This window comes from Klebsiella sp. 2680, assembly GCF_900198535.1.
In the GTDB taxonomy this organism is placed as follows: domain Bacteria; phylum Pseudomonadota; class Gammaproteobacteria; order Enterobacterales; family Enterobacteriaceae; genus Klebsiella; species Klebsiella indica.
The window spans coordinates 67,265-93,814 of sequence record NZ_FZNJ01000002.1; the positions used below are offsets into that span (position 1 = coordinate 67,265).

The 26,550-nt window shown below is 54.8% G+C and carries 24 protein-coding genes and 2 pseudogenes; 20 read left to right on the plus strand and 6 right to left on the minus strand.

Features of this window, described 5'->3' with window-relative positions:
• Nucleotides 1-124: 124 nt before the first annotated feature.
• Both FN037_RS07715 and pqqU read right to left on the minus strand, forming a co-directional pair.
• Nucleotides 125-733: pseudogene (locus FN037_RS07715) on the minus strand (nucleoside hydrolase); the annotation flags it as partial.
• A 141-nt stretch (nt 734-874) separates the two neighbouring features.
• A complete protein-coding gene (pqqU, locus tag FN037_RS07720) occupies nt 875-2,986 on the minus strand; it encodes a TonB-dependent receptor PqqU (protein ID WP_185929234.1) in 2,112 nt (703 codons plus the stop codon).
• Nucleotides 2,987-3,248: 262 nt separating this feature from the next.
• Between pqqU and FN037_RS07725 the strand changes: the two genes are divergently transcribed.
• Both FN037_RS07725 and FN037_RS07730 read left to right on the plus strand, forming a co-directional pair.
• A complete protein-coding gene (locus tag FN037_RS07725; RefSeq protein ID WP_138362249.1) occupies nt 3,249-4,310 on the plus strand; it encodes a YncE family protein in 1,062 nt (353 codons plus the stop codon).
• Between the two features lie 284 nt (nt 4,311-4,594).
• A complete protein-coding gene (locus tag FN037_RS07730) occupies nt 4,595-4,816 on the plus strand; it encodes a YgdI/YgdR family lipoprotein (protein WP_138362250.1) in 222 nt (73 codons plus the stop codon).
• Between the two features lie 49 nt (nt 4,817-4,865).
• On the opposite strand, the gene ansP is transcribed toward FN037_RS07730, so the two are convergent.
• Nucleotides 4,866-6,323 carry an L-asparagine permease gene (gene ansP, locus FN037_RS07735; protein WP_138362251.1) on the minus strand — a complete coding sequence of 486 codons (1,458 nt, stop codon included), beginning with the start codon at nt 6,321-6,323 and terminating at the stop codon, nt 4,866-4,868.
• A gap of 277 nt (nt 6,324-6,600) precedes the next feature.
• Here ansP and FN037_RS07740 point away from each other — a divergent pair, with 277 nt between their 5' ends.
• The 9 genes and pseudogenes from FN037_RS07740 (at nt 6,601) to pptA (ending at nt 15,219) form a co-directional block, all read left to right on the plus strand.
• Complete coding sequence (locus tag FN037_RS07740; RefSeq protein ID WP_138362252.1) at nt 6,601-7,137, plus strand: AAA family ATPase; 537 nt, start codon at nt 6,601-6,603, stop codon at nt 7,135-7,137.
• Between the two features lie 158 nt (nt 7,138-7,295).
• Nucleotides 7,296-8,297, plus strand: coding sequence for an LLM class flavin-dependent oxidoreductase (locus FN037_RS07745; RefSeq protein WP_142501921.1), 1,002 nt, complete (start codon nt 7,296-7,298; stop codon nt 8,295-8,297).
• Complete coding sequence (locus tag FN037_RS07750; RefSeq protein WP_142501922.1) at nt 8,294-9,415, plus strand: amidohydrolase; 1,122 nt, start codon at nt 8,294-8,296, stop codon at nt 9,413-9,415. The genes FN037_RS07745 and FN037_RS07750 overlap by 4 nt, the downstream gene beginning before the upstream one ends.
• A 24-nt stretch (nt 9,416-9,439) precedes the next feature.
• Nucleotides 9,440-11,704: pseudogene (locus tag FN037_RS24565) on the plus strand (NtaA/DmoA family FMN-dependent monooxygenase).
• 11 nt (nt 11,705-11,715) lie between these two features.
• The gene (locus FN037_RS07765) at nt 11,716-12,225 is read left to right on the plus strand and encodes a GNAT family N-acetyltransferase (RefSeq protein WP_138362257.1); all 510 of its coding nucleotides are present in this window, start codon (nt 11,716-11,718) and stop codon (nt 12,223-12,225) included.
• Between the two features lie 9 nt (nt 12,226-12,234).
• Nucleotides 12,235-13,161 carry an amino acid ABC transporter permease gene (locus FN037_RS07770; protein WP_138362258.1) on the plus strand — a complete coding sequence of 309 codons (927 nt, stop codon included), beginning with the start codon at nt 12,235-12,237 and terminating at the stop codon, nt 13,159-13,161.
• A complete protein-coding gene (locus FN037_RS07775; protein ID WP_138362259.1) occupies nt 13,145-13,924 on the plus strand; it encodes an amino acid ABC transporter ATP-binding protein in 780 nt (259 codons plus the stop codon). The genes FN037_RS07770 and FN037_RS07775 overlap by 17 nt, the downstream gene beginning before the upstream one ends.
• The gene (locus FN037_RS07780) at nt 13,921-14,814 is read left to right on the plus strand and encodes an ABC transporter substrate-binding protein (RefSeq protein WP_142501923.1); all 894 of its coding nucleotides are present in this window, start codon (nt 13,921-13,923) and stop codon (nt 14,812-14,814) included. Before FN037_RS07775 ends, FN037_RS07780 begins: the two co-directional genes overlap by 4 nt.
• A 177-nt stretch (nt 14,815-14,991) precedes the next feature.
• Complete coding sequence (pptA, locus tag FN037_RS07785) at nt 14,992-15,219, plus strand: tautomerase PptA (protein ID WP_138362261.1); 228 nt, start codon at nt 14,992-14,994, stop codon at nt 15,217-15,219.
• A gap of 69 nt (nt 15,220-15,288) precedes the next feature.
• Here the strand turns inward: pptA and FN037_RS07790 are convergent, their stop codons facing one another.
• Both FN037_RS07790 and FN037_RS07795 read right to left on the minus strand, forming a co-directional pair.
• Complete coding sequence (locus tag FN037_RS07790; RefSeq protein ID WP_138362262.1) at nt 15,289-15,807, minus strand: ClbS/DfsB family four-helix bundle protein; 519 nt, start codon at nt 15,805-15,807, stop codon at nt 15,289-15,291.
• A gap of 94 nt (nt 15,808-15,901) precedes the next feature.
• Nucleotides 15,902-16,483, minus strand: coding sequence for a flavin reductase family protein (locus FN037_RS07795; protein ID WP_138362263.1), 582 nt, complete (start codon nt 16,481-16,483; stop codon nt 15,902-15,904).
• A gap of 211 nt (nt 16,484-16,694) precedes the next feature.
• On the opposite strand from FN037_RS07795, the gene FN037_RS07800 reads away from it, so the two are divergent.
• The 4 genes from FN037_RS07800 to nhoA all read left to right on the plus strand — a co-directional run bounded on the left by FN037_RS07800 (nt 16,695) and on the right by nhoA (nt 21,023).
• Nucleotides 16,695-17,399 carry an ABC transporter ATP-binding protein gene (locus FN037_RS07800; RefSeq protein ID WP_185929257.1) on the plus strand — a complete coding sequence of 235 codons (705 nt, stop codon included), beginning with the start codon at nt 16,695-16,697 and terminating at the stop codon, nt 17,397-17,399.
• The gene (locus FN037_RS07805; protein ID WP_142501924.1) at nt 17,396-18,364 is read left to right on the plus strand and encodes an ABC transporter substrate-binding protein; all 969 of its coding nucleotides are present in this window, start codon (nt 17,396-17,398) and stop codon (nt 18,362-18,364) included. The genes FN037_RS07800 and FN037_RS07805 overlap by 4 nt, the downstream gene beginning before the upstream one ends.
• Nucleotides 18,365-18,446: 82 nt before the next feature.
• Nucleotides 18,447-20,102 carry an ABC transporter permease gene (locus tag FN037_RS07810; RefSeq protein WP_142501925.1) on the plus strand — a complete coding sequence of 552 codons (1,656 nt, stop codon included), beginning with the start codon at nt 18,447-18,449 and terminating at the stop codon, nt 20,100-20,102.
• A 75-nt stretch (nt 20,103-20,177) separates the two neighbouring features.
• Nucleotides 20,178-21,023: an N-hydroxyarylamine O-acetyltransferase gene (gene nhoA, locus FN037_RS07815; protein ID WP_142501926.1), complete on the plus strand. Its 846-nt coding sequence runs from the start codon at nt 20,178-20,180 to the stop codon at nt 21,021-21,023.
• Nucleotides 21,024-21,093: 70 nt separating this feature from the next.
• Here the strand turns inward: nhoA and FN037_RS07820 are convergent, their stop codons facing one another.
• On the minus strand, nt 21,094-21,891 hold the full coding sequence (locus FN037_RS07820; RefSeq protein ID WP_138362268.1) for an IclR family transcriptional regulator C-terminal domain-containing protein: 798 nt from the start codon (nt 21,889-21,891) through the stop codon (nt 21,094-21,096).
• A gap of 214 nt (nt 21,892-22,105) precedes the next feature.
• Between FN037_RS07820 and FN037_RS07825 the strand changes: the two genes are divergently transcribed.
• From FN037_RS07825 to benB, 5 genes are all read left to right on the plus strand, one after another.
• Nucleotides 22,106-23,272 (plus strand): muconate cycloisomerase family protein, encoded by a 1,167-nt coding sequence (locus FN037_RS07825; protein WP_185929258.1) that lies wholly within the window; start codon nt 22,106-22,108, stop codon nt 23,270-23,272.
• A 12-nt stretch (nt 23,273-23,284) separates the two neighbouring features.
• Nucleotides 23,285-23,575, plus strand: coding sequence for a muconolactone Delta-isomerase (catC, locus tag FN037_RS07830; protein ID WP_142501928.1), 291 nt, complete (start codon nt 23,285-23,287; stop codon nt 23,573-23,575).
• A 69-nt stretch (nt 23,576-23,644) separates the two neighbouring features.
• Nucleotides 23,645-24,571, plus strand: a complete 927-nt coding sequence (gene catA, locus FN037_RS07835) for a catechol 1,2-dioxygenase (protein WP_138362271.1) — start codon at nt 23,645-23,647, stop codon at nt 24,569-24,571.
• Between the two features lie 105 nt (nt 24,572-24,676).
• On the plus strand, nt 24,677-26,059 hold the full coding sequence (locus FN037_RS07840; RefSeq protein ID WP_142501929.1) for a Rieske 2Fe-2S domain-containing protein: 1,383 nt from the start codon (nt 24,677-24,679) through the stop codon (nt 26,057-26,059).
• On the plus strand, nt 26,059-26,544 hold the full coding sequence (gene benB / locus FN037_RS07845) for a benzoate 1,2-dioxygenase small subunit (protein WP_142501930.1): 486 nt from the start codon (nt 26,059-26,061) through the stop codon (nt 26,542-26,544). Before FN037_RS07840 ends, benB begins: the two co-directional genes overlap by 1 nt.
• Nucleotides 26,545-26,550 lie beyond the last annotated feature (6 nt).

Genomic DNA, 26,550 nt, shown 5'->3' on the forward strand with positions numbered 1-26,550 from the left:
TAAAACCCCAAAATGGACAAAACTTAACCACAAAATGGCATGCTGAACTGACGCGGTTTTGTTGTTTTACCAATTAATCATTCAGCACTCATCGGTATTGTGTAAGCGTTAAGTAAGCGCCGTATTGACGGCTATCAACGTGAATTTGCGCTTTGTGGGTCACATCCAGTCCGGCCATCACCACCGGAATTCCTGACTGGAAAACGATCTCGGCGGCTTCCGGGTCGACATAGATATTAAATTCGACCGCAGGTTGCCAGTTACCCAGCGCCATCGCGCCGCCCATAATCACAATGCGGGCGATTTTGGCATGCAGGTTAGGGTAGCTGTTGAGCAAGAGGGCGACGTTGGTTTGCGGCCCGGTGGCGACGATAGTTACCGGCTCAATGCTTTCACGCAGGGTTTTGGCCATTAACTCTACGGCGGTACAGGCGTGTGGGGCAAAGCCTGGCTCCGGCAGCGCCGGGCCATCAAGCCCGCTTTCGCCATGCACATTATCAGCGATAATCAATTCCCGCATCAACGGCTTGAGCGCGCCACCAGCAACCGGAATATCCGGACGTTTAAGCAGAGTCAGCATCCGCAGCACATTGCGCAATGTTTTGTCCGGCGTCTGGTTTCCGGCAGATGACGTGACGGCTTTCACATCAAGTTCAGGCGACGCGAGGGCAAGAACGAGGGCAATCGCGTCATCATGACCGGGATCGCAATCAATAATAACGGGGAGTGTCATGGTGGTTCCTTATTGGCATTGTTTTGTGACAAGGATCACGCTTTGAAAGAAAGTGGACGATAGGCGGAGTTGCGAAGCGTGATGGAGAGTGGATTAAGCATGAAGCGCGCAGCCCTGGAATAGGGCTGCGCTAAAGGCGTCTTACTCAAATCGCCATGCAAGATCCAAACCGATACCGTAGTTACGTCCCGGCGCTGGTTCAAAGTAGCGGCCGTTGGATTCATTAACGATAACCGAGCCCGCATAGCGGCGGTCGAACAGGTTATCGACGCGGCCAAACAGGTCGATATCCAGCTTGCTGTAGTGCCATTTATAGCCGGTCATCAGGCCGACCACCGTCCATGAAGGCGCTTTCGCGGTATTTTTGTCATTGGCCATCATATCGCTCAAATAGCGAATATCGCTGCCCGCGTACCAGCCGTGCTCGGGCTGATAGCCGAAGGAGGCATAGCCCATATTACGGGCGATCCCCGGAATACGATTGCCTTTGCAATTGGCATCGTTGCAGACATTTGTGCGATAGGTCGCATCCAGCCAGGTCCAGGCCGCTTTTAAACGCCAACTGTCGCCGAACTGCTGATCCAGCCCCAGTTCCATACCTTGTCGACGAGTCTTACCCGCGTTCTTGTAGCTGGTGCGCCCGCCGCTGCTGGCGTCGACAACAATCTCATTATCGGTATCGGTCTGGAATAGCGCCGCCGTTAACAAACCATTGCCGATACGCGTCTTGCTGCCAATTTCCACGGTTTTATTGGTCGACGGTTTCAGGGCAAAATTAAGCCCGCTTTGGTTGCCGGAACGGTAAGAAAGTTCGTTAATCGTTGGGGTTTCAAAGCCGCGACCAGCGGACACATACAGATTCCACGCGTCGGTGACGGCATATTTCAGCGATCCCGCTGGCAGCCACTTATGATAACTGGCGTCGCCGCTGTCATCGCCATTGCCGGAGGTAATATAGTCATCATTGGAATCGAACCATACCGAGCTGTAACGAACGCCCGCATCCAGCGAAAGTTTTTCGCTAAGCTGCCATCGGGTTTGCAGGTAAGGATCGAGATTCCACATCAGGTTACGTTCGTTACGGCGCAAATTGCCTTTTTCTCCGTACTGCACTGCACCGTTGCTGATCACGAAGTTTTCGAAACCTTTACGCCGCTCAGTCATGGTTTCGTAATCAAGGCCGGTGGTAAAGGTGACCGGTACCAGCAGTTCGCCACGGTGGGTCCAGCGGGTATCAATTCCCTGATAGTGTCGCGTCAGTTCAATCACGCCGCCAGCGTGGCTGGCATTGAGCTGTGGATCGCGGGGAATGGACTGATACTGCGTGGTTTCGCGCTCTCCGGCGTACATCATTACGCTCAGGTCATCCTGCTCGCTCAACTGGCGCGCGTAGCGCAGGCCTGCCTGGGTCTGCTTGATGGTTTTACGGGTGTTGTACTGATCGCCACGAGGAGACTGGCGCGGATTGTTCTGCCATTCGTCATAGCTCAGGCCGCCTGCGTCATTAGCTTTGATATCCACGCTGTTAAACAGCAGCGTCAGTTTGCTGGCATCATCAATCCGCACACCCAGTTTGGCGTTCGCGAGATTTTTACGCGCGCCGCTATGGTCGCGGGAACCGTGGGTGGTGAAACGGTTGGTGGAAACGACATAGTCGACATCCCCCGCATGGCTTCCATCGCCGACCGCACCGGTCGCTTTCAGACCGTAATGCCAGGTGCCGAAGCTGCCATAATAGCTGCTGGCCTCAATGGTTGGCGGCTGACTGCCGGTCTGGCTGGTGGCATTAATCACCCCGCCGGAAGAGTTGCCATATAATGCTGAAAAAGGCCCGCGCAGGATTTCAATTGAATCAAGACTGGCAATATCAATATTTGACGTCTGTCCCTGACCATCAGGCATGGTAGCCGGAATGCCATCGACGTAAATACGCAGCCCGCGTACGCCGTAGGTCGAACGGGAACCAAAACCGCGAACAGAAAGCTGCAGATCCTGGGCATAGTTTTGTCGGTTTTGTATCTGTAACCCCGGAACCGCGCCCAGCGACTCAGAAAGGTTTACCCGTGGTGCGGCCTGGCGCATTTCATCGCCATTAACCACGCTAACGGCGGCGGGGGTATCGAGTTCAGAAACCGTGGACGGCGTGGCGGTGACCAGCAGGGTTTGTTCAGCGGCGCTGGCCGTTGGCTGCGTGGCAAAAAACGGTAAAAGCAGAGAGGGCAGCGCGGTGGCGCGCACGGAAAGGATTTTCATTAAAGTGACTCGCAAACGAACCAAACGGAACATAACGCTATATGTTAACTTGTTTGTAAATATTTTGAAAAGAACTAGCGGCATTTAAGTTAACGAATGACGAGGGGTTGGTGATATCCCGGGCATAAAACAGAATTAACGCTCCACATTAAGATAAATAATGATTACTATTCGCATTCCGAAGAGTAGCGCAAGGCAATGATTTTGCGCCACGGAAGCACCACCGACCCGGCATATATTTGTTTTATCAAAGGGAGTTCTCATGTCATTACGTCATCTGTCCGCGCCACGTCTGCGCCGTTCACTCTTGTTAACTTCGTTACTGCTGGCAGGAAGCTTCAGCGCCCATGCGGCGGAAGAAATGCTGCGTAAGGCCGTCGGCAAGGGGGCATACGAAATGGCCTATAGCCAGCAGGAGAACGCGTTGTGGGTCGCCACTTCGCAAAGCCGTTCGTTGGATAAAGGCGGAATTGTTTATCGTCTCGATCCAACGACGCTCGACGTGACGCAAATTATTCATAACGATCTGAAACCGTTTGGCGCGACCATCAACAACGCCACCCAGACGCTGTGGTTTGGCAATACCCTTGACAGCACGGTAACAGCTATCGATGCCAAAACCGGCAAAGTGAAAGGGCGTCTGGTGCTGGATCCGCGTGAGCGTAGCGAAACCGTGCGTCCTCTGGCTCCACGTGAACTGGCGGTTAATGAGAAAACGAACACGATCTATATCACCGGTCTGGGCAAAGAGAGCGTGATCTGGGTGGTTGATGGCGATAAGCTGACGCTAAAAGATACCATCGCCAATACCGGCGCGATGGCGACAGGCCTGGCGGTGGACCCGGAGGCGAACCGTATCTACACCACGAACGCCGATGGCGAACTGGTGACAATCGACAGCACAACCAACAAGATCCTGTCGCGTAAGAAGCTGCTGGATGATGGGAAAGAGCACTTCTACCTGAACCTGAGCCTGGATACTGCCGGGCATCGTGCCTTTATCACCGACAGTAAGCAGCCTGACGTGCTGGTGGTCGATACGCGCAATGGTAACGTGCTGGAGAAAATCGCTGCGCCAGAATCGCTGGCGGTGCTGTTTAACCCGGCCCGCAATGAGGCCTACGTGACCCATCGCAAAGCCGGTGAAGTGAGCGTGATTGATGGTAAGACTTACAAAGTGGTTAAAACCTTCAAAACCCCGACGCATCCGAACAGCCTGACGCTCTCACCTGATGGTAAAACGTTGTACGTCAGCGTGAAGCAGGAATCAACGCGCCAGAAAGAAGCCACCCAACCGGATGATGTTATCCGCATTGCACTGTGATCTGGACAGGAGGGAAAATTCCCTCCTGTGAGTTGTACTCGCATTTTTGCCGGATGACGGTTTTGCCTTATCCGGCCTGTAAAATCCATCATTTCCCGTCAGCGAAGCGCCGCCGGGTGACTGCTGCAAACAGCACTTGCGACTATGCTGCGCGAAGAGGTCATCCTTGCTTTTTTCCTGAATCACCTTCTGTTACAAACACTTATTAGCCGGGTAAATATAATGGTTATACACTTAAGACTTTCCTGCCTTCGCGGGAAAGGGATATTCATTCTGGAGAAAAGATGAAAAAATCATTAATGGTTGTCTGCGCTGGCACGCTGCTGGCTCTTCTGGCGGGCTGTAGCTCAAACTATGTGATGACGACGAAAAGCGGACAGACGATTGTAACGCAAGGCAAACCAAAGCTGGATAAAGATACCGGCATGACCAGCTATACCGATGAATCAGGCAATAAACGCCAGATTAACAGCAGCGACGTTGCGCAACTGGTGGAAGATAATTAAGTCCTGAAGTAGCGGTTTGCCCACCGGGGCAAACCGTAAACGTGATTGATTACTGCTTTTCAATACCTGGCGCGGTGCTGTGAATAGCATGCACGCGTTTACGCACGCCAAACCACCCGGCCACCAGCAATACGGCAATCAGCGGAATTGAGCCAATAGTATAAGTGCCATTCGGGTAATCGAACGCCATCAGCACCAGTACGCTAAGTAAAAACAACAGAGTCAGCCAGGAAGTAAAAGGCGCTCCTGGCATCCTGAAGCTGACATCCGCCGCTTTTCCTTCCTTTATGGCCTGACGCAGACGCATCTGGCAAATCACAATAAATCCCCACGACGCGATAATGCCCAACGAGGCGACGTTAAGGACAATTTCAAATACCTGTGAAGGCACCAGATAGTTGAGGAACACCCCGACCACATAGACCGCCAGCGTCGCCAGAATGCCGGCATAGGGGACGTGATGACGGCTCATTTTCGACATAAACTTCGGTGCGGATCCCCCCATCGACATGGATCGCAGGATACGCCCGGTGGAATAGAGGCCGGAGTTAAGGCTGGAGAGGGCGGCGGTTAACACCACGATATTCATGATGCTGCCAACATAGGGTACGCCGAGCTTTGAGAAGAAGGTGACAAACGGACTCTGTCCGGCCTGGTAGGCGTTCCACGGCAGGAGCAGCACCAGCAGCAGTACCGAACCAACGTAGAACAGACCGATACGCCAGATCACGCTATTAATGGCGCGCGGCACCATGGTCTGCGGATCTTTACACTCGCCTGCGGCGGTGCCCACCAGCTCAATGGAAGCGAAGGCGAAGACCACACCCTGTACCAGCACCAGCGCTGGCAGCAGGCCGTGCGGAAAGAGGCCGCCGTTATCGGTGATCAGGTGAAAACCGGTGGCATTGCCGTCCAGCGGCTTACCGCTGCCGAGAAAGACAGTCCCCACCACCAGAAAGATAACAATCGCCAGCACTTTCACCAGCGCAAACCAGAACTCCATCTCAGCGAACCATTTGACGCCAATCATATTCATGGTGCCGACAATCGCCAGCGCGCCGAGGGCGAAAACCCACTGAGGAACGTCGCCGAATGCGCCCCAATAGTGCATATACAATGCGACGGCGGTGATATCGACAATCCCGGTCATCGCCCAGTTAATAAAGTACATCCAGCCCGCGACGTAGGCCGCTTTCTCACCGAGAAACTCACGGGCGTAGGAGACGAAGCTACCGCTGGAAGGGCGATGAAGAACCAGTTCGCCCAATGCACGTAAAATAAAAAACGAAAAGATACCGCAAACCAGATAGACCAGCGCCAGGGCGGGACCTGCCATCTGTAAGCGTGCGCCCGCGCCAAGAAACAGGCCGGTACCGATAGCGCCGCCGATGGCGATCATCTGTACCTGACGGTTGCCCATCGCCTTGTGATAGCCGGAATCCTGCGCGTTTAGCCAGTGGCGTTTCGCGGCGTGCTGCTCCGCCACGCCAGAATGTTTTGTCTTCATTGGTGTCGCTATTTTCCTGTCAGTGTCGATGAAGTAGGTTGTGATGCCGGCTTTCTCATCATTCTGATGAATGAGATAAGCCAGCATGGCGGAGAATCCTACACGCATCGCAAAACAGACGCACGTAAAACATGACGAGACAGCACTTGCTTATAGATCAAGGAGATCGGATCGCTCAGCGCAGAAGGCGCGCCGGGAGGACGCCGGAAAAATTTTGCTCATCGTTTTGTGGTAATTACGCTATGATGCTCGGCCCGCATTTGCCCGAGAGACAACGATGAAAATCAATGTAGTAGGGACCAGCGGCGTCGGCAAATCTACTCTCGCGCGTCGGCTGGCTCAGGAACTGTCATTACCCTATATCGAAATGGATGTACTCTACTGGTTACCTCAGTGGCAAGGCACGCCAGATGATCTGTTTTTCGCTAAACTCGCCGCGGCTACCGCCGGACCTGGCTGGGTCCTTGACGGCAACTACAACCGCAGTCGTCCGGTAAAATGGCGCGATGTGGATCTCGTTGTGTGGGTGGATTACGGTTTCTGGCGCACCCTCCGCCAGGCGGTATCGCGAGCGGTTTCCCGTGCTTTTCACCAGCAAGAACTGTGGCCAGGTACCGGCAATCGCGAAACGTTCCGTCGTTCTTTCTTTAGTCGCGAATCCATTATTCTCTGGACGCTGAAAACCTGGCGTAAGAATCGCCAGCGCTATCAGGCGGATATGTTCGATCCGCAGTATCAACATATCCGCTTTGTGCGTTTACGCAACCAACAGCAGGCCGAGGCGTTGGTGCGCGAGCTGCAGCACCTGAGCTGAGCGCGGAACAGGCCCAACGCCCTCGTCTCCCGAGTCTTTGATACCGCTGCGGATTTCGCATATCTAATTTTTAGCAGAGCACATGTAAATAAATTGTTTCTCACAGACTCCGTGCGCTTCTCATAATGCAGGCATGTTAATTGATATGAGCCTGCAAAATGTCTTATCGAATCAGTATACTGGATAAAAGTCCGCTAGCGGCCGGGGAGACGGCTGCCCAGGCGCTGGCGCGTACATTAACGCTCGCGCAACAAGCGGAAGCCTGGGGATATCACCGTTTCTGGATTGCCGAACATCACAATACCGACCAGCTCGCGAGTCCGTCGCCGGAACTGGCAATCGCCTGGATACTCGGGCAGACTCGCAAAATTCGCGTCGGCTCCGGCGGAGTAATGCTGCAACACTACAGCCCGTACAAGGTTGCGGAAAACTTCAATATGCTCTCCACTCTGGCTCCGGGCCGTGTCGATCTTGGCGTCGGCAAAGCGCCAGGCGGCCTGCCGCTCTCCACCCGCGCGCTACAGCAGGGGCTCAACCCGCAGGAAAAGGGCACGTTCTCTGACCAACTGGCACAACTGGATAACTGGTTGTCACTAACCTATGCCGAGAGCGATGAGAGCGTGCGCGCAACGCCGATCCCGCCGTGTCGCGCCGAAGGTTTTCTTCTTGGATCCAGCATCGAGAGCGCAGAACTGGCGGCGCAGCTTGACTGGAACTTTGTCTTCGCAGCCCATCTCAACGGCGATAAAAAACTGCTGAACCAGGTGCTGACTCGCTGGCGCGAGCTTAGCCACCGCGCAGCGATTATTGCCGTTCAGGTGGTCGTGGCGGAAGATGCCGCTACGGCGACGGAGCTGGCGAAAGCCGTGGAGCTGTGGGGCGTTGAACTGGAAAATGGACAGCGTGTTACCGTCAGTAGCGAGGCCCAGGCCGCAGCGTTTGCTCGTCAGGCTGGCAGCAAGCCAACACGGATAGCCCGTCGCAAATCGGCCGTACTGTTCGGTACAGCTGAGGAGGTTAAGGCGCAGTTGGATGCATTACAGTCTGCCTTGCGTATTGACGAGTTTATTATCGACACGCCCATTACCGAAGGCACCGCGCGTCTGAATTCCTTACGTCTTCTGGCCCAGGCGCACCTCAATACGGAGGTGCGGCAATGAGCTTTGCTGAACAGTTAATTCGCTGGCGGCGCGAACTGCACCAGTACCCGGAACTCTCGTTGCAGGAAGTTGATACCACCGCGCGTATTCGCGACTGGCTACAGAGCGGGGGGCTGACCCTGTTGCCGTACGACCTGAAAACCGGCGTGGTCGCGGAAGTCGGCTCCGGCGATAAAGTGATTGCCCTGCGTGCCGATATTGACGCACTACCTATTGAAGAGGCGACCAGCGTGCCGTTCCGCTCGCAAAATACCGGGGTAATGCACGCCTGTGGGCATGATATTCATACCAGCGTGATTCTTGGTGCCGCCTTGCTGCTAAAGCAGCGCGAATCACAGCTTGCAGGACGAGTACGTATTTTATTTCAACCTGCTGAAGAGAATTTTGGCGGTGCGAAAATCCTGATTCGTGCCGGGGTGCTGGAGGATGTTGCCGCTATTTTTGGCATGCATAATGAACCGGAGCTGGCGGTGGGCGAATTTGCCACCCGCGGCGGTCCTTTTTACGCGAACGTCGATCGCTTTATTTTCAAAGTGACGGGCAAAGGCTCGCATGCCGCGCGTCCACATGAGGGTAAAGATGCCATTCTGCTGGCAAGCCAACTGGTGACGCTGCTGCAAAGCGTCGCCAGCCGCGAAGTGAACACGCTTGATTCGGTGGTGCTTAGCGTAACGCGGTTCCAGGGGGGAAATACCTGGAACGTACTGCCAGAAAGCGTTGAGCTGGAAGGGACGCTACGTACCCACAATAGCGAAGTACAGCAACGAGTTAAGGCGCGGGTCAGCGAAATTGCCGCAGGATTCGCCAGCGCCTTCGGGGCGCAGATCAACGTGTTTTGGTATGCCGGCCCGACGGCGCTGGTTAATGACGAACGTTGGGCGACTTTCGCCAGAGAAGTGGCGGATAAGTCCGATTACCGCACGCGTCAGGCGGATTTACATCTCGGCGGCGAAGATTTCGCCGTTTATCTCCAGCACATTCCCGGGGCGTTCGTCAGTATCGGTAGCGCCAGCGAATTTGGTCTCCACCATCCGGCATTTAACCCGGATGAGCGTTTAATTGCACCCGCTGCGCATTATTTCGCTGAACTGGCGGAACAGGCGCTTCAACAATTATAATTTTAAATAAAGGCAGGAATAAGTATGTCTGAACAACGGCAACTGCGTCTTGGCACCATATTGCATGGCGCATCGGGAAATATGTCAGCCTGGCGTCATCCAGCCGCGCTGGTGGATGCCAGCATTAATTTTGATTTTGTTAAACAGACGGCGATAAAAGCGGAAGAGGGGAAGTTTGATTTTATTTTTGTTGCCGACGGTCTATATATTAATGAGAAATCAATTCCGCATTTCCTTAATCGCTTCGAACCATTAACCGTATTATCCGCGCTGGCGTCTGTAACCTCGCATTTAGGGCTGGTCGGCACCCTGTCGACCTCTTACAGCGAACCCTTTACAACCGCCCGACAGTTTGCCAGCCTCGACCATCTGAGCGCCGGTCGCGCTGGCTGGAACGTGGTAACATCGCCGCTGGAAGGTTCGGCGAAAAACTTTTCCCGCACACAGCATCCCGATCATGCGTTGCGCTATCGGATCGCCGATGAATATTTGCAGGTGGTGAAAGGGCTATGGGATTCATGGGAGCAGGATGCTTTTGTGCGTAATAAAGAGAGCGGGCAGTTTTTTGATAAAAATAAACTACACACGCTTAATCATCATGGCGATTTCTTTAAAGTCGCGGGTCCGCTAAATATTGCCCGCACACCGCAAGGACGGCCCATTATTTTTCAGGCTGGCGCTTCCAGCGATGGTAAAAAACTGGCAGCCAGTCACGCCGACGCTATTTTTACGCATCAGGCATCGCTGGCGGAAGCGCAGGATTTTTATCGTGATGTCAAAAGCCAGCTTGCAGCACATGGTCGTCGGGAAAATGAACTGCATATTTTCCAGGGCGTCAGCGTAATCGTTGGCGATAGCGCCGAGGATGTGGAGCAGCAATATCAGACAACCGCCGCACTGGTGTCAATTGACGACGCGCTGAATTATCTTGGCCGTTATTTTGAGCATCATGATTTTTCCCAATACCCGCTGGATGAAGCTTTCCCGGATATTGGCGATCTTGGACAAAACAGCTTCCGCAGCACCACCGACGAGATTAAACGCCATGCGCGCGAGCGTGGGCTCACGCTGCGCCAGGCGGCGCTGGAAGCCGCCAGCCCTCGCCCGCGCTTTGCCGGTACTGCCGAAGAGGTCGCTGACGGTTTACAGCTATGGTTTGAACAGCGCGCGGCGGACGGATTCATTATCCAGGGCGGGACACCGGATACTTTCCCGCGATTTGTGGATCAGGTGGTGCCGATTCTTCAGCAGCGAGGATTATTCCGCGAGGCGTATCCCGGCACTACGTTACGCGACAGTTTGGGGCTGGCTGAGCCCGTCAATCAATTCGAAAAACAATAACAGAGAACACTCGCTATGCAGAAAAAATCATTGTTACTGGCATTTGCGCTGGTCGCTAGCGCCTCATCATGGGCCCAGAGCGTCGATATCAACGGCACCAGCGTGAGTCTGGAAGCCAACAAAACACCGATTCATACGGCGAAAAACCCACAGGCTATTGCTCAATTGCCGAAAGGATTGCATCTCGCAGTGCCGGGTGAGTTGACCGTCGCGGTGGCTGCGCTTAATTCGCCGCCTCTGACCGTCTTTTCAGACGATAACAAAACCCTGCTTGGCAGCGAGGTGGATATCGCCCGCCTGGTGGCCGACAGCCTTGGGCTGAAGTTAAATGTCGTTCCCACCTCGTGGGAAGACTGGCCGCTCGGCGTGGCGTCCGGTAAATATGATGCAGCGATCAGCAATATTACCGTCACTAAAGCGCGCAAGGAGAAATTTGATTTTGCCACTTACCGCAAAGATTCACTGGGCTTTTACGTTAAGAGCAACAGCCCGTTGAACAAAATAGATAAAGCGGAGGATATCGCCGGGCTGCGGATCATCGTCGGCTCTGGCACTAATCAGGAAGCAATCCTGCTGGCGTGGAATAGCGAAAATATTAAGAAAGGACTGAAGCCTTTTACGCCGGTTTATACCAAAGATGACGCTGCGCAAACCCTGGCGTTGCAGTCCGGGCGGGCCGACGCCTATTTTGGCCCCAATGTGATTGGCGCGTGGAAAGCAGCGCTGACAGGGAAAACCAAACTGGTCGGCAGCGTTGATGGCGGCTGGCCTAAAGCGGCGCATATCGGTGTGGTGTTGAAAAAAGGCAACGGTCTGGTTAAGCCGGTGCAAACCGCACTGAATGGTGTGATCCAGAACGGAGACTACGCGAAAGTACTGCATCGCTGGGGGGAAAGCGTGGAAAGCATTCCGCACTCGGAAATTAACCCTGCCGGTCTTGGCGACTAACGGGAGGCGGTATGACAGATATTTTCCGCGATGTGTCTCCGGAAGCGCCGGAACTGCAGCCGATTATTGAGGGCCTGTTTGCCGAGTATGCATCACGCTACGGCGACTATTTCTCCCGTCATGCGGAAATCGAGCTAACCGAATGGTATCTGGCGCCGCAGGGGCTGTTTATTGTACTGGAGCGGGAGGGAGAAATTATCGCGACCGGCGCGTATAAGCCGAAAGACCACCATACGGCTGAAATCAAACGGATCTGGACTCATCGTCGCCTGCGCCAGCAGGGGCTGGCGGCGAAAGTCGTGCAGGAACTGGAGCGTCGGGCACAGCTTGCGGGCTACAGTCATATCTACCTGACAACCGGTTTTCGTCAGCCGGAAGCGGTACGGCTCTATCTGAGTCAGGGGTATAAGGCGCAGTTTGATCTCAGCCGGGACCCGGAAGAGTACAGCCAGCCGCCGTTCGATGGCCGACTACGCTTCACTAAAGCGCTGGCGGTCAGCGCACTGAGCCAAAGCGCTTAAGGAGCCAATATGTATACTCATGAAACAATTAAAGTTGTTCCCGCGCGCTATCCGTTGCGGGCAGTGGGAGCGGCGCTGGCTTTACTGGTGCTGGCGGTCGTGATTCAGTCCGTAGCCTTTAACTCTCGCTGGGAGTGGGGCGTCTTCGCCCACTGGTTCTTTGACCCGGTGATCCTTGAGGGGCTGGGGCAGACTCTACTGCTGACTCTTGTGGCTACGATACTCAGCGTAATTTTAGGCGGGCTGCTGGCGCTGGCCCGTCTCTCCAGTTCGTGGTTGTTAAGCAGCCTCGCCTGGGGCTATATCTGGCTGTTCCGTTCACTGCCACTGATTGTGGTGCTGATTATTCTCTACAACTTCTCTTATCTTTACGACAAGTTATCAATAGGCATCCCGTTTACCAGTATAAGCTGGGCCAGCTACGACACTATTAACGTGCTGGGGCAGTTTTCTACCGCCGTTGTTGGGCTAACGCTGGTGCAAAGCGCCTATACCGCTGAAATTATTCGCGGGGGCTTCCTTGGCGTCGATCACGGCCAGTATGAAGCCGCTGCGGCACTGGGGCTTTCGGCCAGCCGCCGCACTCTGCGCATCATCCTTCCGCAGGCGCTGCGCACCATTTTACCTGCGGGTTTTAATGAAATTATCAGCCTCGCCAAAGGGACGGCGATGGTCTACGTGCTGGCGATGCCGGAACTGTTTTATACCATCCAGATGATCTACAACCGCACGCAGGAAGTTATTCCGCTGCTGATGGTCGGTGCTGCCTGGTATCTGGCTATCACCAGTGTGCTGTCGCTAATTCAGTATCTGGTCGAACGCGGTCTGGCGCGCAGTGAGCGTCGTTCTGCTGTCAATAGCGCCCGTGGTAGCCGTCGTATTGAATCCATTCGTCGCTCACAACCGCAGGAGCCTGCTCATGTCCAACTCTCTTAATGGTCATATCTCCATTACCGGCGTCAGTAAATATTTTGGCCGCCATAAAGCGCTGGACGATGTGTCGTTGGAAATCAAACCCGGCACGGTTACGGTGATCCTTGGACCATCGGGTTCGGGAAAATCGACGTTGCTACGGACGATTAATCATCTGGAGCGCGTTGATGAAGGCTTTATCCAGATTGATGGCGACTATATCGGCTACCGACGTAAAGGCGACAAGCTATATGAGTTAAAGGAGAAAGATATTCTTCGGCAAAGGATCAACGTCGGCTATGTGTTTCAAAATTTCAATTTGTTTCCGCACCTGACGGTGCTGGAAAACCTGATTGAAGCGCCTGTCGCCCATAAAAAGGCGACCCGTAAAGAGGCGGTCGAGCAGGCGTATAAACTGCTGGATGTGGTGGGGTTGCGCGATAAAGCCGATGCCTGGTCGCGGCACCTTTCCGGCGGCCAGCAGCAGCGTATCGCAATTGCCAGAGCGCTGGCGCTCAACCCTCGGGTTATTCTGTTCGATGAACCGACTTCCGCGCTTGATCCAGAGCTGGTGGGCGAAGTGCTGGATGTTATTAAAAAGCTGGCGCGCTCCGGTACTACTCTTGTCGTGGTGACGCATGAAATTGGTTTTGCTAAAGAGGTGGCGGATCAGGTGGTGTTTATGGTTGACGGAAAAATTGTTGAGCAGGGCAGCAGCGATGAAGTGCTGAACCATCCTCAGCAGCAGCGTACACGGCAATTTTTATCGAGGGTGCTACCGGCATGAAAAAAGGACTTTTAGCGCTCGCGCTCTTCACCCTGTCTGCTGGCGTGCAGGCAGCCATCGATCTGCACGCCAATGAACAGCCGCTACCGGTCATCCGCGATGAGCAGGCGATCGCGAAGATCCCGGCAAACTATAAATTTGTTGAGCCGGGTACGCTGACGGTGGCTATTTCGGCGCTTAATTCACCGCCGCTGGCGCTTCTGGCCAGCGATAATCGCACGCGTATTGGCAGCGATCCCGATATTGCCCGGCTGCTGGCCGGGAGCCTTGGACTCAAACTGAAACTGGTGCCCACCGCCTGGGAAGACTGGCCGCTGGGGATCGCTGCCGGGCGTTATGACGTGGCGTTAGTCAATATCGCCGTGACCGAGCAGCGCAAAGAGAAATTTGATTTTGCGACTTATCGCGTCGATTCATTGGCTTTTTCTGTTAAATCAACCAGCGATATTAGCCACATCAGCGGTCCGGCGGATCTCGCCGGTAAAAAAGTGATTGTCGGTTCAGGAACGAATCAGGAGCGGATTTTGCTTGGCTGGAATGCCGAAAACAAAGCCGCCGGGCGTCAACCTGCGCTACCGGTTTATTTAACCGATGATGCTTCAGGCAACCTCTATATTCAGTCCGGGCGGGCTGATGTTTTCTTTGGGCCTCAGTCGACGGCGGCTTATAAAACCGCGTTAAGCGGCAAAACGAAAGTCGTTGGGCTGGGACCGAAGAAAGCCTATGTTGCGACCACCACTAAAAAGGGAAACGGGCTGGTGTATGCCCTTCAGGCGGCGTTAAATGGCGCTATTGCTCGTGGAGAGTACCAGAAGATACTGGCCCGCTGGGGCGAGAAGGGCGAAGAGGTGACACAGTCGCAGGTCAATCCACCAGGGATCACCTACTAAAAGCTCGCTGCTTCGCAGGCGCTGGATGCGAAGCAACGGATCTACCACGCAAAGCATATAATCAACGTCTCCGGCAGGGGCAACGAAATGCCGCACGGAACGAATTTAAAATATAAAAAGAGAATCAAACGTTGCCTGCTATGATAGTTTTATTATTCTGATAATAAGGAGCCTGCTATGCCGCATGTGGATATTAAATGTTTTCCCCGCGATCTGAATGATGAACAAAAAACGGCGCTGGCCGCCGAGATTACCGAGGTGTTGATTCGCCATCTGAACAGCAAAGAAAGTTCGGTGAGCGTGGCCCTGAAACAGATTGAACCGAGCGACTGGCAGCAGGTCTGGGACAGCGACATCGCCCCACAGATGGCGCAATTGATTAAGAAGCCCGGCTACAGCATGTAATCGCGGGCTTCCCGGTTATGGCGCTCAACATGGGCGTATTGTCTACCGCGTTCGTGTTAAAAACCGGCATTATTTTAAGGATACATGTTGTTCCTTTGCCCACTGACGCAATCGGGCGCAGGCGTTGGTATAAGGCGATGAGGTATTCAGTGAAATCATCCGCCCCAGCGTCCACTTGCCATACCAGGGATGCGCGTAGAGCGCGTCGTCGTTACGTGCTGCAATGTGGGCGATAATTTGCCGTTTCGCCTGATGCAGGGCGGTCAGCAGCGAAGGGTAGTCCAGCGAAGGGTAATCGAGGTAGAACTTTTGCGCCAGCAGCCCGAGCTGGTTCCATTTAAAGTCGGTCTCCGGGAAGTCGATGGGCTGTTGCGCAGCGTCGTGCGCCAGCCATTTGAGAACCAGTTCGTTCCATCCCAGCAGGTAACAAACCAGATCGCGAACGCTCATCATGGTACCTTGCGCATGGCCGGGAAGGGTCTTTTCCTCCGTTTTATCTTCAGGGATATGCGCCAGATAACCGGCTAATTTAGCAAAGTTTTTCTCAATAGCTTCCAGTAGCTGAGCCTGAGTCTGCGGTATGCTCATCGCGAGTTCCTTTCTGAGTTGATGATTTGGCTATACAGCCGTTCCGCGGAGAGTGCCGTGCCTCTCTCCGGGTTAACGTTTGCCCTGTTTGCGGCTACGCTTCCGGGGTATTGGCCCGCACGTGGCGGCCGCTGGCGACAAAATTCCCGGTACCGAGATGATGCAATGTATTGATTTTATCATCGTCGAACTGCCAGCGTCCGGTGACAAAGGCGCGTTCATCGGCGGCGGCGGAAACCACTTCGCCAAACAACGTGTCGTACTGCTCCATGGCCGCCGTTGACGGCAATAGCCGACACTCCATCCACGCCAGACACTTCTCTTCAATCAGCGGTAATCCCAGTTCCGGGCCCTGCACGACCGGAATGCCGTAAGCGTTAAATTTATCTTCATCACGCCCGCTGATGCTACCGACGGCATACGTCCAGCTGGCGGCCTCCACCCCAGGAACAACGATGCCGAAGGTGCCGTTGCGCTCAATAATCTCTCGCGTCCAGGCACTTTTATCCACCACAATCGCCAGTCTCGGAGGCGCAAACTCCACGGGCATCGACCACGCGGCGGCCATCACATTGCGGCGCTGGGAACGCGTGTCATAGCTGGTGATCAGAATGGTCGGACCATGGTTAAGCAGTCGGCTGGCGTACTGGAGTTCCACGTGGCGAAAACGGCTCATATGCGTTCCTTGATAAATTGGGCTGATGCCAGACAACACGTTAATCCGCAATGGAAATGTAATCAATACGTCATACAGTCGCCCTATAGTCGGCATCACAAAGTCCCAAAGAGGATAACAATATGTTAGCTCCCCTGTATTTGTCACAGGTGAGCGTGGGCCTGCGGGTGTTGACCGCGGGTAGAACATCATTTTTCCTGGGGGGAGGATGATTGTGCGCACGCTTACCACGATCAAACTTGACGGCATTTCTTTCGCCTTCGGCGCCAATACCGTTCTTAATCAGCTCGATCTGCATATCAATGCGGGCAGCATTGTCGCGTTGCTGGGGCCATCTGGTTGCGGCAAAAGCACGCTGCTGCGACTGTTAGCCGGGCTCATCGTACCGGCCAGCGGCACGATTCACTTCGGGGATCGTCTGGTGGCGAAAAGCGGCTGGGGAATGCCGCCGGAGAAGCGCGATCTCGGCATGGTTTTTCAGGATTATGCCCTGTGGCCGCATATGACGGCCGCGCAGAATGTGGCTTTTCCGCTGCGTATGCGCGGCGTTGCGAGTCACCAACGACACAAGCGAGTCGATGAGGCGCTGGCAATGGTTGGGCTGAACGGGTTTGCGGATCGGAAACCGTCCGCGCTTTCCGGCGGTCAGCAGCAGCGGATCGCTCTGGCTCGCGCCATCGTTGCGGAACCGCGTGTACTGCTGTTCGATGAGCCGCTTTCCAATCTCGACAGCGAACTGCGCGAGTCGCTGTGCGTGGAAATGAGTCGCCTGCTGCGTCAGCTTGGCATCACTGCCGTTTACGTCACCCACGATCGACGCGAAGCTGAACTGTTAGCCGACAAGATTATTCATCTCTCTGCGGGCAGCATTGCCGCCGTCCGTACCGTTACGTCATCCTCAGGGGAACTCGCATGAAAACCGTTATCACCGTTAAGAAAGGAGTTGCGTTCGCGATTATGTTATCGGCCACCATGATATCCAGCGCCCATGCGCTCACCGTATATACCGCCGGTCCGGGCTCCCTGGCGAAAAAACTTGCCAGCGGTTATGAGAAGAAAACCGGCGTGAAGGTGAATATTTTTCAGGCTACGACCGGCAAGGTGATGGCGCGACTTGAAGCCGAACAGGCTAACCCACAGGCGGATGTGCTGATCTCCGCCTCCTGGGATACCGCAGAGGATTTGCATAACCGCGGCTGGCTGCTGCCATATGAGAGCGCCAATGCCGATAAGGTTCCGGCAAACCTAAAAAGTAGCGATTATGTCGCACAAGGTATTGCTGCGCTGGGGATCGTCTGGAATACCAAAAGCGGCACCCCGGAGCCGAAGGAGTGGCGGGATCTCACCGAACCCGCCTTCAAAGACAACGTGACGACGCCCGATCCGGCACTCTCCGGCGCCTCGCTGGATCTGCTGATCGGCTTACAGAATGGCCTGGGCGAAAAGGCCTGGACACTGTTTGCCGACCTGAAGAAGAACGGCATGGTGATCAGCGGGCCAAATGCCCAGGCGGTCACGCCGGTGATGCAGGGGGCAAAAGCGGCGGTGTTCGGCGCGGTGGACTATGTCTCTTATGGCAATATCCATCAGGGGGAATCATTGAAGGTGATTTTCCCGGCCAGCGGTACGGTGACGGCCCCGCGTCCGATGATGATCCTCAAAACCACACAGCATGCTGACGATGCCAAAGCCTTTGTCGATTATGTCCTGTCGCCGGAGGGGCAGACGATGGTTGCCGACGCCTGGCTGATGCCCGCCCGTAGTGATATTCAGGCGAAACGCCCACCGCTTGATGAACTGAAAATTCTGCCAACCGTCAGCGATGGCAACAGCGAACGCCGCGCTGTGCTTGCTCGCTTTAATACGCTTTTCGCACAATAAATTTTACGTCTTCGCTACCGAGAGCGGGATTTTTATCCGGGCCAGCGTTGCCGGAGGCGTCGCGTATTTTCAGGAATATACCGTGAAACAGAAACTGATTTCCGGCATCACGTTGACGGCGCTACTGGTGCTGGTAGCGTTACCGCTTTTCTTTATTCTTCTTCAGGCGATTTTTCCCCAGTTCAGCGCCGGTAGACTGACTGGGGCGTTGAGCGGCATATCAGCGCTGCTCGCCGACCCGCAACTGCCGACGATGCTTGGCGGTACGCTTTGGGTGGCCAGTGGCGTGGCGCTGATGAGCATGCTGATTGGCCTGCCGCTGGGCGTGCTGCGCGGATTATTCAATCTGCCACTCCCGCGTCTGTGGGATGTATTGTTTCTGATCCCGTTTCTTACGCCGCCCTATATTGCCGCGTTGTCATGGACGTTAATGCTGCAAAGCAATGGCTATCTGCAACAATTGACCGGCTGGGATCTCAACGATCTGCTTTTCAGCCGCTACGGGATCGTACTGGTGATGACCCTCAATATCTTCCCGGTGATCTATTTTGCGGTTTCCCGCAGTCTGCTGGTCAGCGGCCAACGACTGGCGATAGTGGCCAGAGTCCACGGAGCCAGCGCATGGCGGGCGTTCTGGCACATTACGTTGCCGATGCTTTCCCCCGCGCTGGCGGCGGGGATGCTGCTGGCCTTTACCCTGGCGATTGAAGAATACGGCGTTCCGGCGGCACTTGGGTCACGGGCGGGGCTGGTGATGCTTACTGTCGGGATAGAGAAAAAGCTCGCCGACTGGCCCATCGATCTGCCCGGCGCCTCGCTGCTGTCGTTATTGCTGATTGCGGTGGCGCTGCTGGCATGGTGGCTGCAAAAGCGGCTGGTTGGCGATACAGAGGTGACCAGCGTGATTGGCAAACCCGGAGAAAATAGCGGCGCGGATCTGGGCTGGCTGGTCACGCCGGCAGTGCTGCTGATGGCCTGCGTTGGCGGCCTTGCGGTCGCGCTGCCCGAGGCCTCCATGCTGCTGACCAGCCTGACGGGAACGTTATCTGGCGGTCTGCACCGTGACAACTTTACCTTTCGCCATTTCGACGCGTTGTTTGCTCAGCAGGGCGACGCGCTGTCAGCGCTGGGAACCAGTCTCTCTCTGGCGCTGGCCTCAGCATTGATCGTCGGCCTTATTGGCTTACTGGCCGCCTGGCTGGTGCAGGTACAAAAAATGAAAGGGAGCGCGATTATCGATGCATTATCACTATTGCCCGCGGCGCTGCCCGGAGTGGTGGTGGGCGTCGGACTTATTCTGCTGTGGAATCAGCCATTCTGGCCGGTTTCACCTTATAACACCGGGTTTATGTTGCTGCTTTCCTATTGTTGCCTGTTGCTGCCCTGGCCCGTGCGTTATGTCGGCAGTGCGCTGCGCCAGTTGGGCAATAATCTTGAACCTGCGGCACGGGTGCACGGCGCTTCGCCGTTGCAGGCACTGCGTTTGATCGTGCTGCCGTTGGTATTTCCGGCACTACTGGCGGCGATGTTGATGGTGTTTGCCATCGCCTCCCGCGAGCTGGTGACCTCCCTGCTGCTGGCGCCGGCCGGAACGCAAACTGTGGCGGTATTTATCTGGCGTCAGTTTGAACAGGGGTCGGTAGGGCAAGGAATGGCGATGGCCTCGCTGACGCTGTTTACCGGTCTTGGGTTAATGCTCAGCGCGCTGGCATTGATGCAGCGAGGCGCCCGGGGGTAGAAGCCGTTGAACAAAAAACACGGTCGGGTGGAAAAATAAGCTATAAATATCGGACACCGATTGCTGGAGAGATTGATGAGTCCATTTTTAAGCGCGTATTTTTCCCGGCTGGGCTGGATGGCGAGGCCGGATGTGTCCATTCACACTCTGCGTGAATTGCATCTCCACCATAATTGCGCCATCCCCTTTGAGAATCTGGATGTTTTACTGCCCAGAGAGATGCATCTCGACGATCGGACGCTGGAAGAGAAACTGATTCATGCCCGACGTGGCGGCTACTGCTTTGAGCAAAACGGCCTATTCGAGAGAGCGCTGCGAGAGATGGGTTTTCATGTTCGCAGTTTGTTGGGGCGGGTGGTACTGGCCAGTCCACCGCATATGCCGCCGCGCACCCATCGCCTGCTGCTGGTGGAGGTTGACGGCGAACGCTGGATTGCCGATGTCGGTTTTGGTGGTCAGACCCTGACCGCGCCGATTAAACTGCTGGCTGATATTGAACAAGCCACGCCGCACGGCGAATATCGCCTGATTTATGAAGCGGACGAGTGGACGTTGCAGTTTTGTCATCATGGTCACTGGCAGTCGATGTACCATTTTGATTTGGGTCGCCAGTATGCGTCTGACTATGTGATGGGCAATTTCTGGTCGGCGCACTGGCCGCAATCGCACTTCCGCCACCATCTGCTGATGTGCCGCCATTTGCCGGACGGTGGCAAAATGACGTTAACCAATTTCCACTTTACCCGCTGGGATAAAAACCATGTGGTTGAGAAGATGGATTTCCCGGATGTCCCGGCGCTGTATGACGCCCTGCACAGTCACTTTGATCTCGGCGTGAATGACGCTAAATATGGTTTTAGCGAAGCAGAACTGGCGGCGGTGATGGCGGCGTTTGATACCCATCCCGAAGCGGGAAAGTAATGGCGGCGCGCGTTTTGCGAGGCAATTCAGCGGACGCATGGGGAGAAACGCTGACGTTGAATTTTCCCCTTCAGAGCTGAAGAGAGAGCTCCATCGCTGCCCGTCGCAGCGGTGCAAGGGCCTTTTCTTTCAGTGCGCTGGCGTTGGTACATCCCGCCGGAACACCCACGTTAAGCGCCGCCATGACCTGGCCGCTACGGGAGAGCAGCGGTACCGCCAGGGAACATAGCCCCACCTCGATTTGTCGGTCAGCGAGGGCATAGCCCTGCATGCGCACTCTGGCGATCTCTTCGCGTAATCCTGAGGCGTCGCAAAGCGTATGCGGAGTATAGCGAATCAGGTTCGCACGTGACAGCGTCACCTCAAGCTGCGCTTCCGGCAGGGCACTCAGAAGGACGCGCCCCATTGAAGTGGCCCATGCCGGTAAACGACTCCCCCGCCCAATATCCACGCTCAGCAGATTATTAACCGCCGCGCGGGCAATATACAACACGTTATCGCCATCTAAAGTGGCGGCAGAGCAGGTTTCCCCGAGGGTTTTACCAAGATTATCCAGCGTACTCTGCGCCGCTTTTGCCAGCGGCGTACCGGCAAGGTAGGCGTGGCCAACCGCCAGTACGCGCGGCAGCAGTTCATAGCTGCGTCCATCCGGGCTATGCACCATACCGAGTGCGGCGAGGGTATAAAGACAGCGACGCACCGCGGCCCGGGAGATCTGCGTTTTCTGGCTGAGCTGGGAGATGGTCAGGCGCTGACGCTGAGGGGTGAAAGCGCTCAGGACTTCAAGCCCCCGCGCCAGCGATAACATAAAATTAGGGTTGTGCTCCAGCTGACAGGCGATGAGAGCATCTGGATTTTTTTCTCGCATATAACCCCTCTTTAATAATGGAAGACACCGCGCATGGAACATCACTATATCGCGGGTAAAAAACGCGGCGATTCCTTGTGCTGGTTTTACCACAACGATCACACTATTAACCTCGATTTAACATATGCGTCGATAATCGCACAACATTTCGATTATCGCCGTTGACCGTCTCCATCATGCAGACCTATTGTCAAAAGCACCGTTACCCCACGTTATGTTCAGGGGCATGAAAAGTTATGTATTTTATGAGCAGGTAAACAAGATGACCGCGACCATTGAACTAATTGAACACTGGCTGGTAGATGTTCCGACGATTCGCCCGCACAAACTCTCCATGGCCACAATGGGCTGTCAGACGCTGGTGATAATCCGCATGACGCGCTCGGATGGCATTTGCGGGATTGGCGAAGCCACCACCATCGGCGGTCTGAGCTACGGCGCTGAAAGCCCGGAAGGGATCGCGTCGGCGATTAACGATTATCTGACGCCGTTGCTGAAGGGCCAGCCAGCCGATAATCTCAATGCCCTGACCGAGCGGATGAACCGCGCCATTAAAGGCAACACGTTCGCCAAATCAGCCATCGAAACCGCGGTGCTGGATGCGCAGGGTAAGGCGCTGAATATGCCGGTTTCGGCTCTGCTGGGCGGGGCGCTGACAACCACGCTACCGGTACTGTGGACGCTGGCAAGCGGCGATACAGAGAAAGATATTGCGGAAGGCGAAAGAATGCTGGCGGAAGGTCGCCATCAGGCATTTAAGTTAAAAATTGGCGCTCGCGAGCTGACGACCGATCTGCGACATACCCGGGCAATTGTTGAGGCGCTGGGCGATCGGGCCAGTATTCGCGTTGACGTCAATCAGGCATGGGATGCCACCGTGGCGGCAAAGGGGTGTCGTGAACTGGCGGCGATGGGGATAGACCTGATTGAACAGCCGGTCAGCGCCCAGGATAGCGCCGCGCTGGTGCGGCTCAGTCAGCACATCGACACCGCCATGTTGGCCGATGAAGCCGTCGCGACTCACTACGACGGCTATCGGTTGGCTCAGCAAGGGTTCTGCGGAGCATATGCGCTGAAGATTGCTAAAGCGGGCGGGCCAAACAGCATACTGGCGTTAGCCAGAGTGGCGCAGGCGGCCGGGATCGGGTTGTATGGCGGTACCATGCTCGAAGGGACCGTCGGCACCGTGGCGTCGCTCCATGCCTGGTCAACACTGCCGCTTCAGTGGGGTACCGAGATGTTTGGCCCTCTGTTGCTCAAGGATGACGTGGTCAGCGTCCCGCTAACGTTTGCCGAAGGGCAGGTCGTTCTGCCGCAAACGCCGGGGCTCGGTGTTGAGCTGGATGAAGAAAAATTGCGCTTTTATAGCCGCAAAGTGTAATGGAGGATCATCATGTTATTTAAAGTCGAGATGACCGTGAATATTCCGCCGGGATTACCAGCCGATGAAATAGAGGAGATTAAACTGCGGGAAAAAAACTATTCACAACAATTACAGCGGGAAGGCAAGTGGCGACATATCTGGCGTGTCGCCGGTCTGTACGCCAACGTCAGTATTTTTGACGTCCAGGATGTGGATGAACTGCATCAAATTTTAATGGCTTTACCATTATATCCCTTTATGCAAATTCGCGTCGAGGCGCTTTGCCGTCACCCCTCGTCAATTCGCCAGGACGACCGCTAAAATAAACACTATCTGACCTCGTGCCAGGGAAACCTGGCGCATACCCTACAATTAAAAGTGAGCATGATTATGAATAATATATTTGTCCAACAAGACGCCGTGCAAAAATTATTACGTGACAGTGCGGGTTTAAATACCACTGGCGGCGATGAGCGTTTTAAATCCATTATTCACCAACTGCTGGAAAATATTTGTACGCTGATTGATGAGTATAACGTGACAGAGGAAGAGTTCTGGCACGCGGTAAATTATCTGCATGAATTAGGTGGCCGCCAGGAAGCGGCACTGCTGGCCGCGGGTCTTGGCCTGGAGCACTTCCTCGATCTGCGTCAGGATGCCATTGATGCCGCAGCGCAGCGTGAAGCCGGGACGCCACGGACGATTGAAGGGCCCCTGTATGTAGCTAACGCGCCGCTGGCGGAGGGATATACTCGCATGGATGATGGCAAAGATGCCGGGGAAGTGATGTGGCTGTACGGTCAGGTGAAAGATACCCAGGGCCAGCCGGTCGCCAATGCCATTGTCGATATCTGGCACGCCAATACCCTCGGCAACTATTCTTTCTTCGATCAAAGCCAGAGCGAATACAACCTGCGACGCCGTATTCGTACCACGGCTGATGGTCGTTATAGCGTACGTAGCATCCTGCCATCCGGCTATGGCTGCCCGCCGGATGGGCCGACCCAAACGTTGCTGGATCGGTTAGGTCGCCACGGTAATCGTCCGGCGCATATCCACTTCTTCGTTTCCGCGCCGGGCTATAAGCATCTGACCAGTCAGATAAATCTCAATGGCGATAAATACCTGTGGGATGACTTCGCTTTCGCCACCCGTGATGGTCTGATTGCCGATCCGGTTAAGGTGACTGATCGTGCGCTTATTCAGCAACGCGGACTGGAGGGGGAACATACCGAAGTACGCTTTGATTTTACCCTGTGCAAAGCGCTTAGCCCCGATGAAGAGCGGCGCGGAACGCGCCAGCGTGCGCAAGAGTAAGGCGCGGCGCTAATTATTTTCTCCGATCCTGTCGCGATCGGAGAAATTCCTGAAATTACCGGTTCACAACGGTTTTATTCCTGGATTACGCAGGAGGGTTCGCTCATGCAAAATATCTTCACAACATTAAAAGATAAAATCAGCAATGCACTAATGGTTGACCGTGAAAAGCATATATATCGTTGCCATCGTTCAATATTTACCGATCGGCAGTTATTTGATCTGGAAATGAAGTATATTTTCGAAGGGAATTGGGTATTTCTCGCCCATGAGAGTCAAATTGCAGAGCCGGGTGATTATTATACCCTGACGCTTGGCCGTCAGCCGGTTATTATCACCCGCGACAAAAAACATCAACTTCATGCATTAATTAATAGCTGCGCCCATCGCGGAGCGATGTTATGTCGACGCAAAACCGGTAATAAAAACTCATTTACCTGCCCGTTCCACGGCTGGACATTCAGCAATAATGGCAAACTATTAAAAGCCAAAGATGAAAGCACCGGCGGCTATCCGAATACCTTCAAACATGAAGGTTCCCACGATTTAAAGCAACTGCCGCGGTTTCAATCCTATCGTGGATTCCTGTTCGGCAGCCTGAATGCAGAAGTACAGCCGCTCGAAGAGTACCTTGGCGAAACGTGCAAGATTATCGACCTCATTGTCGATCAGGCAGCGGAAGGGCTGGAGGTACTTAACGGGTCGTCCAGCTATATCTATGAGGGCAACTGGAAACTGGGGGCCGAAAACGGTGCTGATGGCTATCACGTGAGCGTGGTGCACTGGAACTACGCCTCAACCATGTCGCGCCGTAACTACGCCGCAGAAGGAACGCATGCCGTTGATGCTAACGGTTGGTCGAAGAGCGTCGGCGGCGGTTACGGTTTTGATAACGGTCATATGTTGCTGTGGACCCGGCTGCTGAATCCGGAAGTCCGTCCGATCTATCCGCAGCGCGACCGTTTGCAGGCTGAATTCGGTGAGTCCCGCGCCGACCAGATGGTCAACGAAACGCGCAATTTATGCCTCTATCCCAACGTTTATCTGATGGATCAATTCTCGACGCAGATACGCGTGATCCGCCCGATCGCAGTGGATAAAACCGAGGTAACTATCTGGTGCTTTGCGCCGAAAGGCGAGTCAGACCAGGCACGGGCGCTGCGTATCCGTCAGTATGAAGACTTTTTTAACGTCAGCGGCATGGGAACGCCGGACGATCTTGAAGAGTTCAGCGCCTGCCAGCGCGGCTACCTTGGTGAAAACCTGGCGTGGAGCGACCTCAGTCGCGGCGCACTGCACTGGGTCGACGGGCCGGACGACCATGCGCGGCAGGCGGGATTCAGTCCGCTGCTCAGCGGCGTAAAATCGGAAGATGAGGCGCTGTATATCGCGCACCACCATCACTGGCAAAACGTGATGCTCAGGGCGGTGGAAAAGGAGCAACAGCGTTACGAGCAGTCGATCACTCAACGCGTGGAGGTGGCCTGATGTTGACGATCGAACAGGTTCGCCAGTTTCTTTATTACGAAGCCCGACTGCTGGATGACCGGCAGTGGGATGAATGGCTGAATTGCTACAGTCCCAGGGTCGTGTACTGGATGCCCGCCTGGGGCGATGACGACAAGCTGACTGACGATCCGCAGCGCGAAATTTCGTTGATTTATTACCCCAGCCGCGAGGGGCTTGAAGATCGGGTTTACCGGATTAAAACCGAGCGTTCCGGAGCCAGTACTCCCGAGCCGCGCACCACCCATATGATCAGCAACATTGAACTGCTTGGCCACAGCGGGCAGGGCGTTGAGGTGCGCTACAACTGGGTAACCTATTGTCACCGATACCAGCATACCGATGCGTGGTTTGGTTCCACCTGGTGCACGCTGGCTGAAAGCGACGGCAAACCGTTAATTACCCGTAAAACCGTGCGTCTGAATAACGATTACATTCGTCAGGTGATTGATGTTTACCATATTTAAGAGGTG

Coding starts and splice junctions, on each gene's coding strand:
- FN037_RS07805 (WP_142501924.1), top strand. CDS start 17,396: ATGAAAACCGTTATCACCGTTAAGAAAGGAGTTGCGTTCGCGATTATG.
- FN037_RS07840 (WP_142501929.1), top strand. CDS start 24,677: ATGCAAAATATCTTCACAACATTAAAAGATAAAATCAGCAATGCACTA.
- ansP (WP_138362251.1), bottom strand. CDS start 6,323: ATGAAGACAAAACATTCTGGCGTGGCGGAGCAGCACGCCGCGAAACGC.
- FN037_RS07770 (WP_138362258.1), top strand. CDS start 12,235: ATGTATACTCATGAAACAATTAAAGTTGTTCCCGCGCGCTATCCGTTG.
- benB (WP_142501930.1), top strand. CDS start 26,059: ATGTTGACGATCGAACAGGTTCGCCAGTTTCTTTATTACGAAGCCCGA.
- FN037_RS07750 (WP_142501922.1), top strand. CDS start 8,294: ATGAGCTTTGCTGAACAGTTAATTCGCTGGCGGCGCGAACTGCACCAG.
- catC (WP_142501928.1), top strand. CDS start 23,285: ATGTTATTTAAAGTCGAGATGACCGTGAATATTCCGCCGGGATTACCA.
- catA (WP_138362271.1), top strand. CDS start 23,645: ATGAATAATATATTTGTCCAACAAGACGCCGTGCAAAAATTATTACGT.
- FN037_RS07765 (WP_138362257.1), top strand. CDS start 11,716: ATGACAGATATTTTCCGCGATGTGTCTCCGGAAGCGCCGGAACTGCAG.
- pptA (WP_138362261.1), top strand. CDS start 14,992: ATGCCGCATGTGGATATTAAATGTTTTCCCCGCGATCTGAATGATGAA.
- FN037_RS07740 (WP_138362252.1), top strand. CDS start 6,601: ATGAAAATCAATGTAGTAGGGACCAGCGGCGTCGGCAAATCTACTCTC.
- FN037_RS07795 (WP_138362263.1), bottom strand. CDS start 16,483: ATGAGCCGTTTTCGCCACGTGGAACTCCAGTACGCCAGCCGACTGCTT.
- FN037_RS07825 (WP_185929258.1), top strand. CDS start 22,106: ATGTTCAGGGGCATGAAAAGTTATGTATTTTATGAGCAGGTAAACAAG.
- pqqU (WP_185929234.1), bottom strand. CDS start 2,986: ATGAAAATCCTTTCCGTGCGCGCCACCGCGCTGCCCTCTCTGCTTTTA.
- FN037_RS07775 (WP_138362259.1), top strand. CDS start 13,145: ATGTCCAACTCTCTTAATGGTCATATCTCCATTACCGGCGTCAGTAAA.
- nhoA (WP_142501926.1), top strand. CDS start 20,178: ATGAGTCCATTTTTAAGCGCGTATTTTTCCCGGCTGGGCTGGATGGCG.
- FN037_RS07780 (WP_142501923.1), top strand. CDS start 13,921: ATGAAAAAAGGACTTTTAGCGCTCGCGCTCTTCACCCTGTCTGCTGGC.
- FN037_RS07725 (WP_138362249.1), top strand. CDS start 3,249: ATGTCATTACGTCATCTGTCCGCGCCACGTCTGCGCCGTTCACTCTTG.
- FN037_RS07730 (WP_138362250.1), top strand. CDS start 4,595: ATGAAAAAATCATTAATGGTTGTCTGCGCTGGCACGCTGCTGGCTCTT.
- FN037_RS07820 (WP_138362268.1), bottom strand. CDS start 21,891: ATGCGAGAAAAAAATCCAGATGCTCTCATCGCCTGTCAGCTGGAGCAC.
- FN037_RS07790 (WP_138362262.1), bottom strand. CDS start 15,807: ATGAGCATACCGCAGACTCAGGCTCAGCTACTGGAAGCTATTGAGAAA.
- FN037_RS07745 (WP_142501921.1), top strand. CDS start 7,296: ATGTCTTATCGAATCAGTATACTGGATAAAAGTCCGCTAGCGGCCGGG.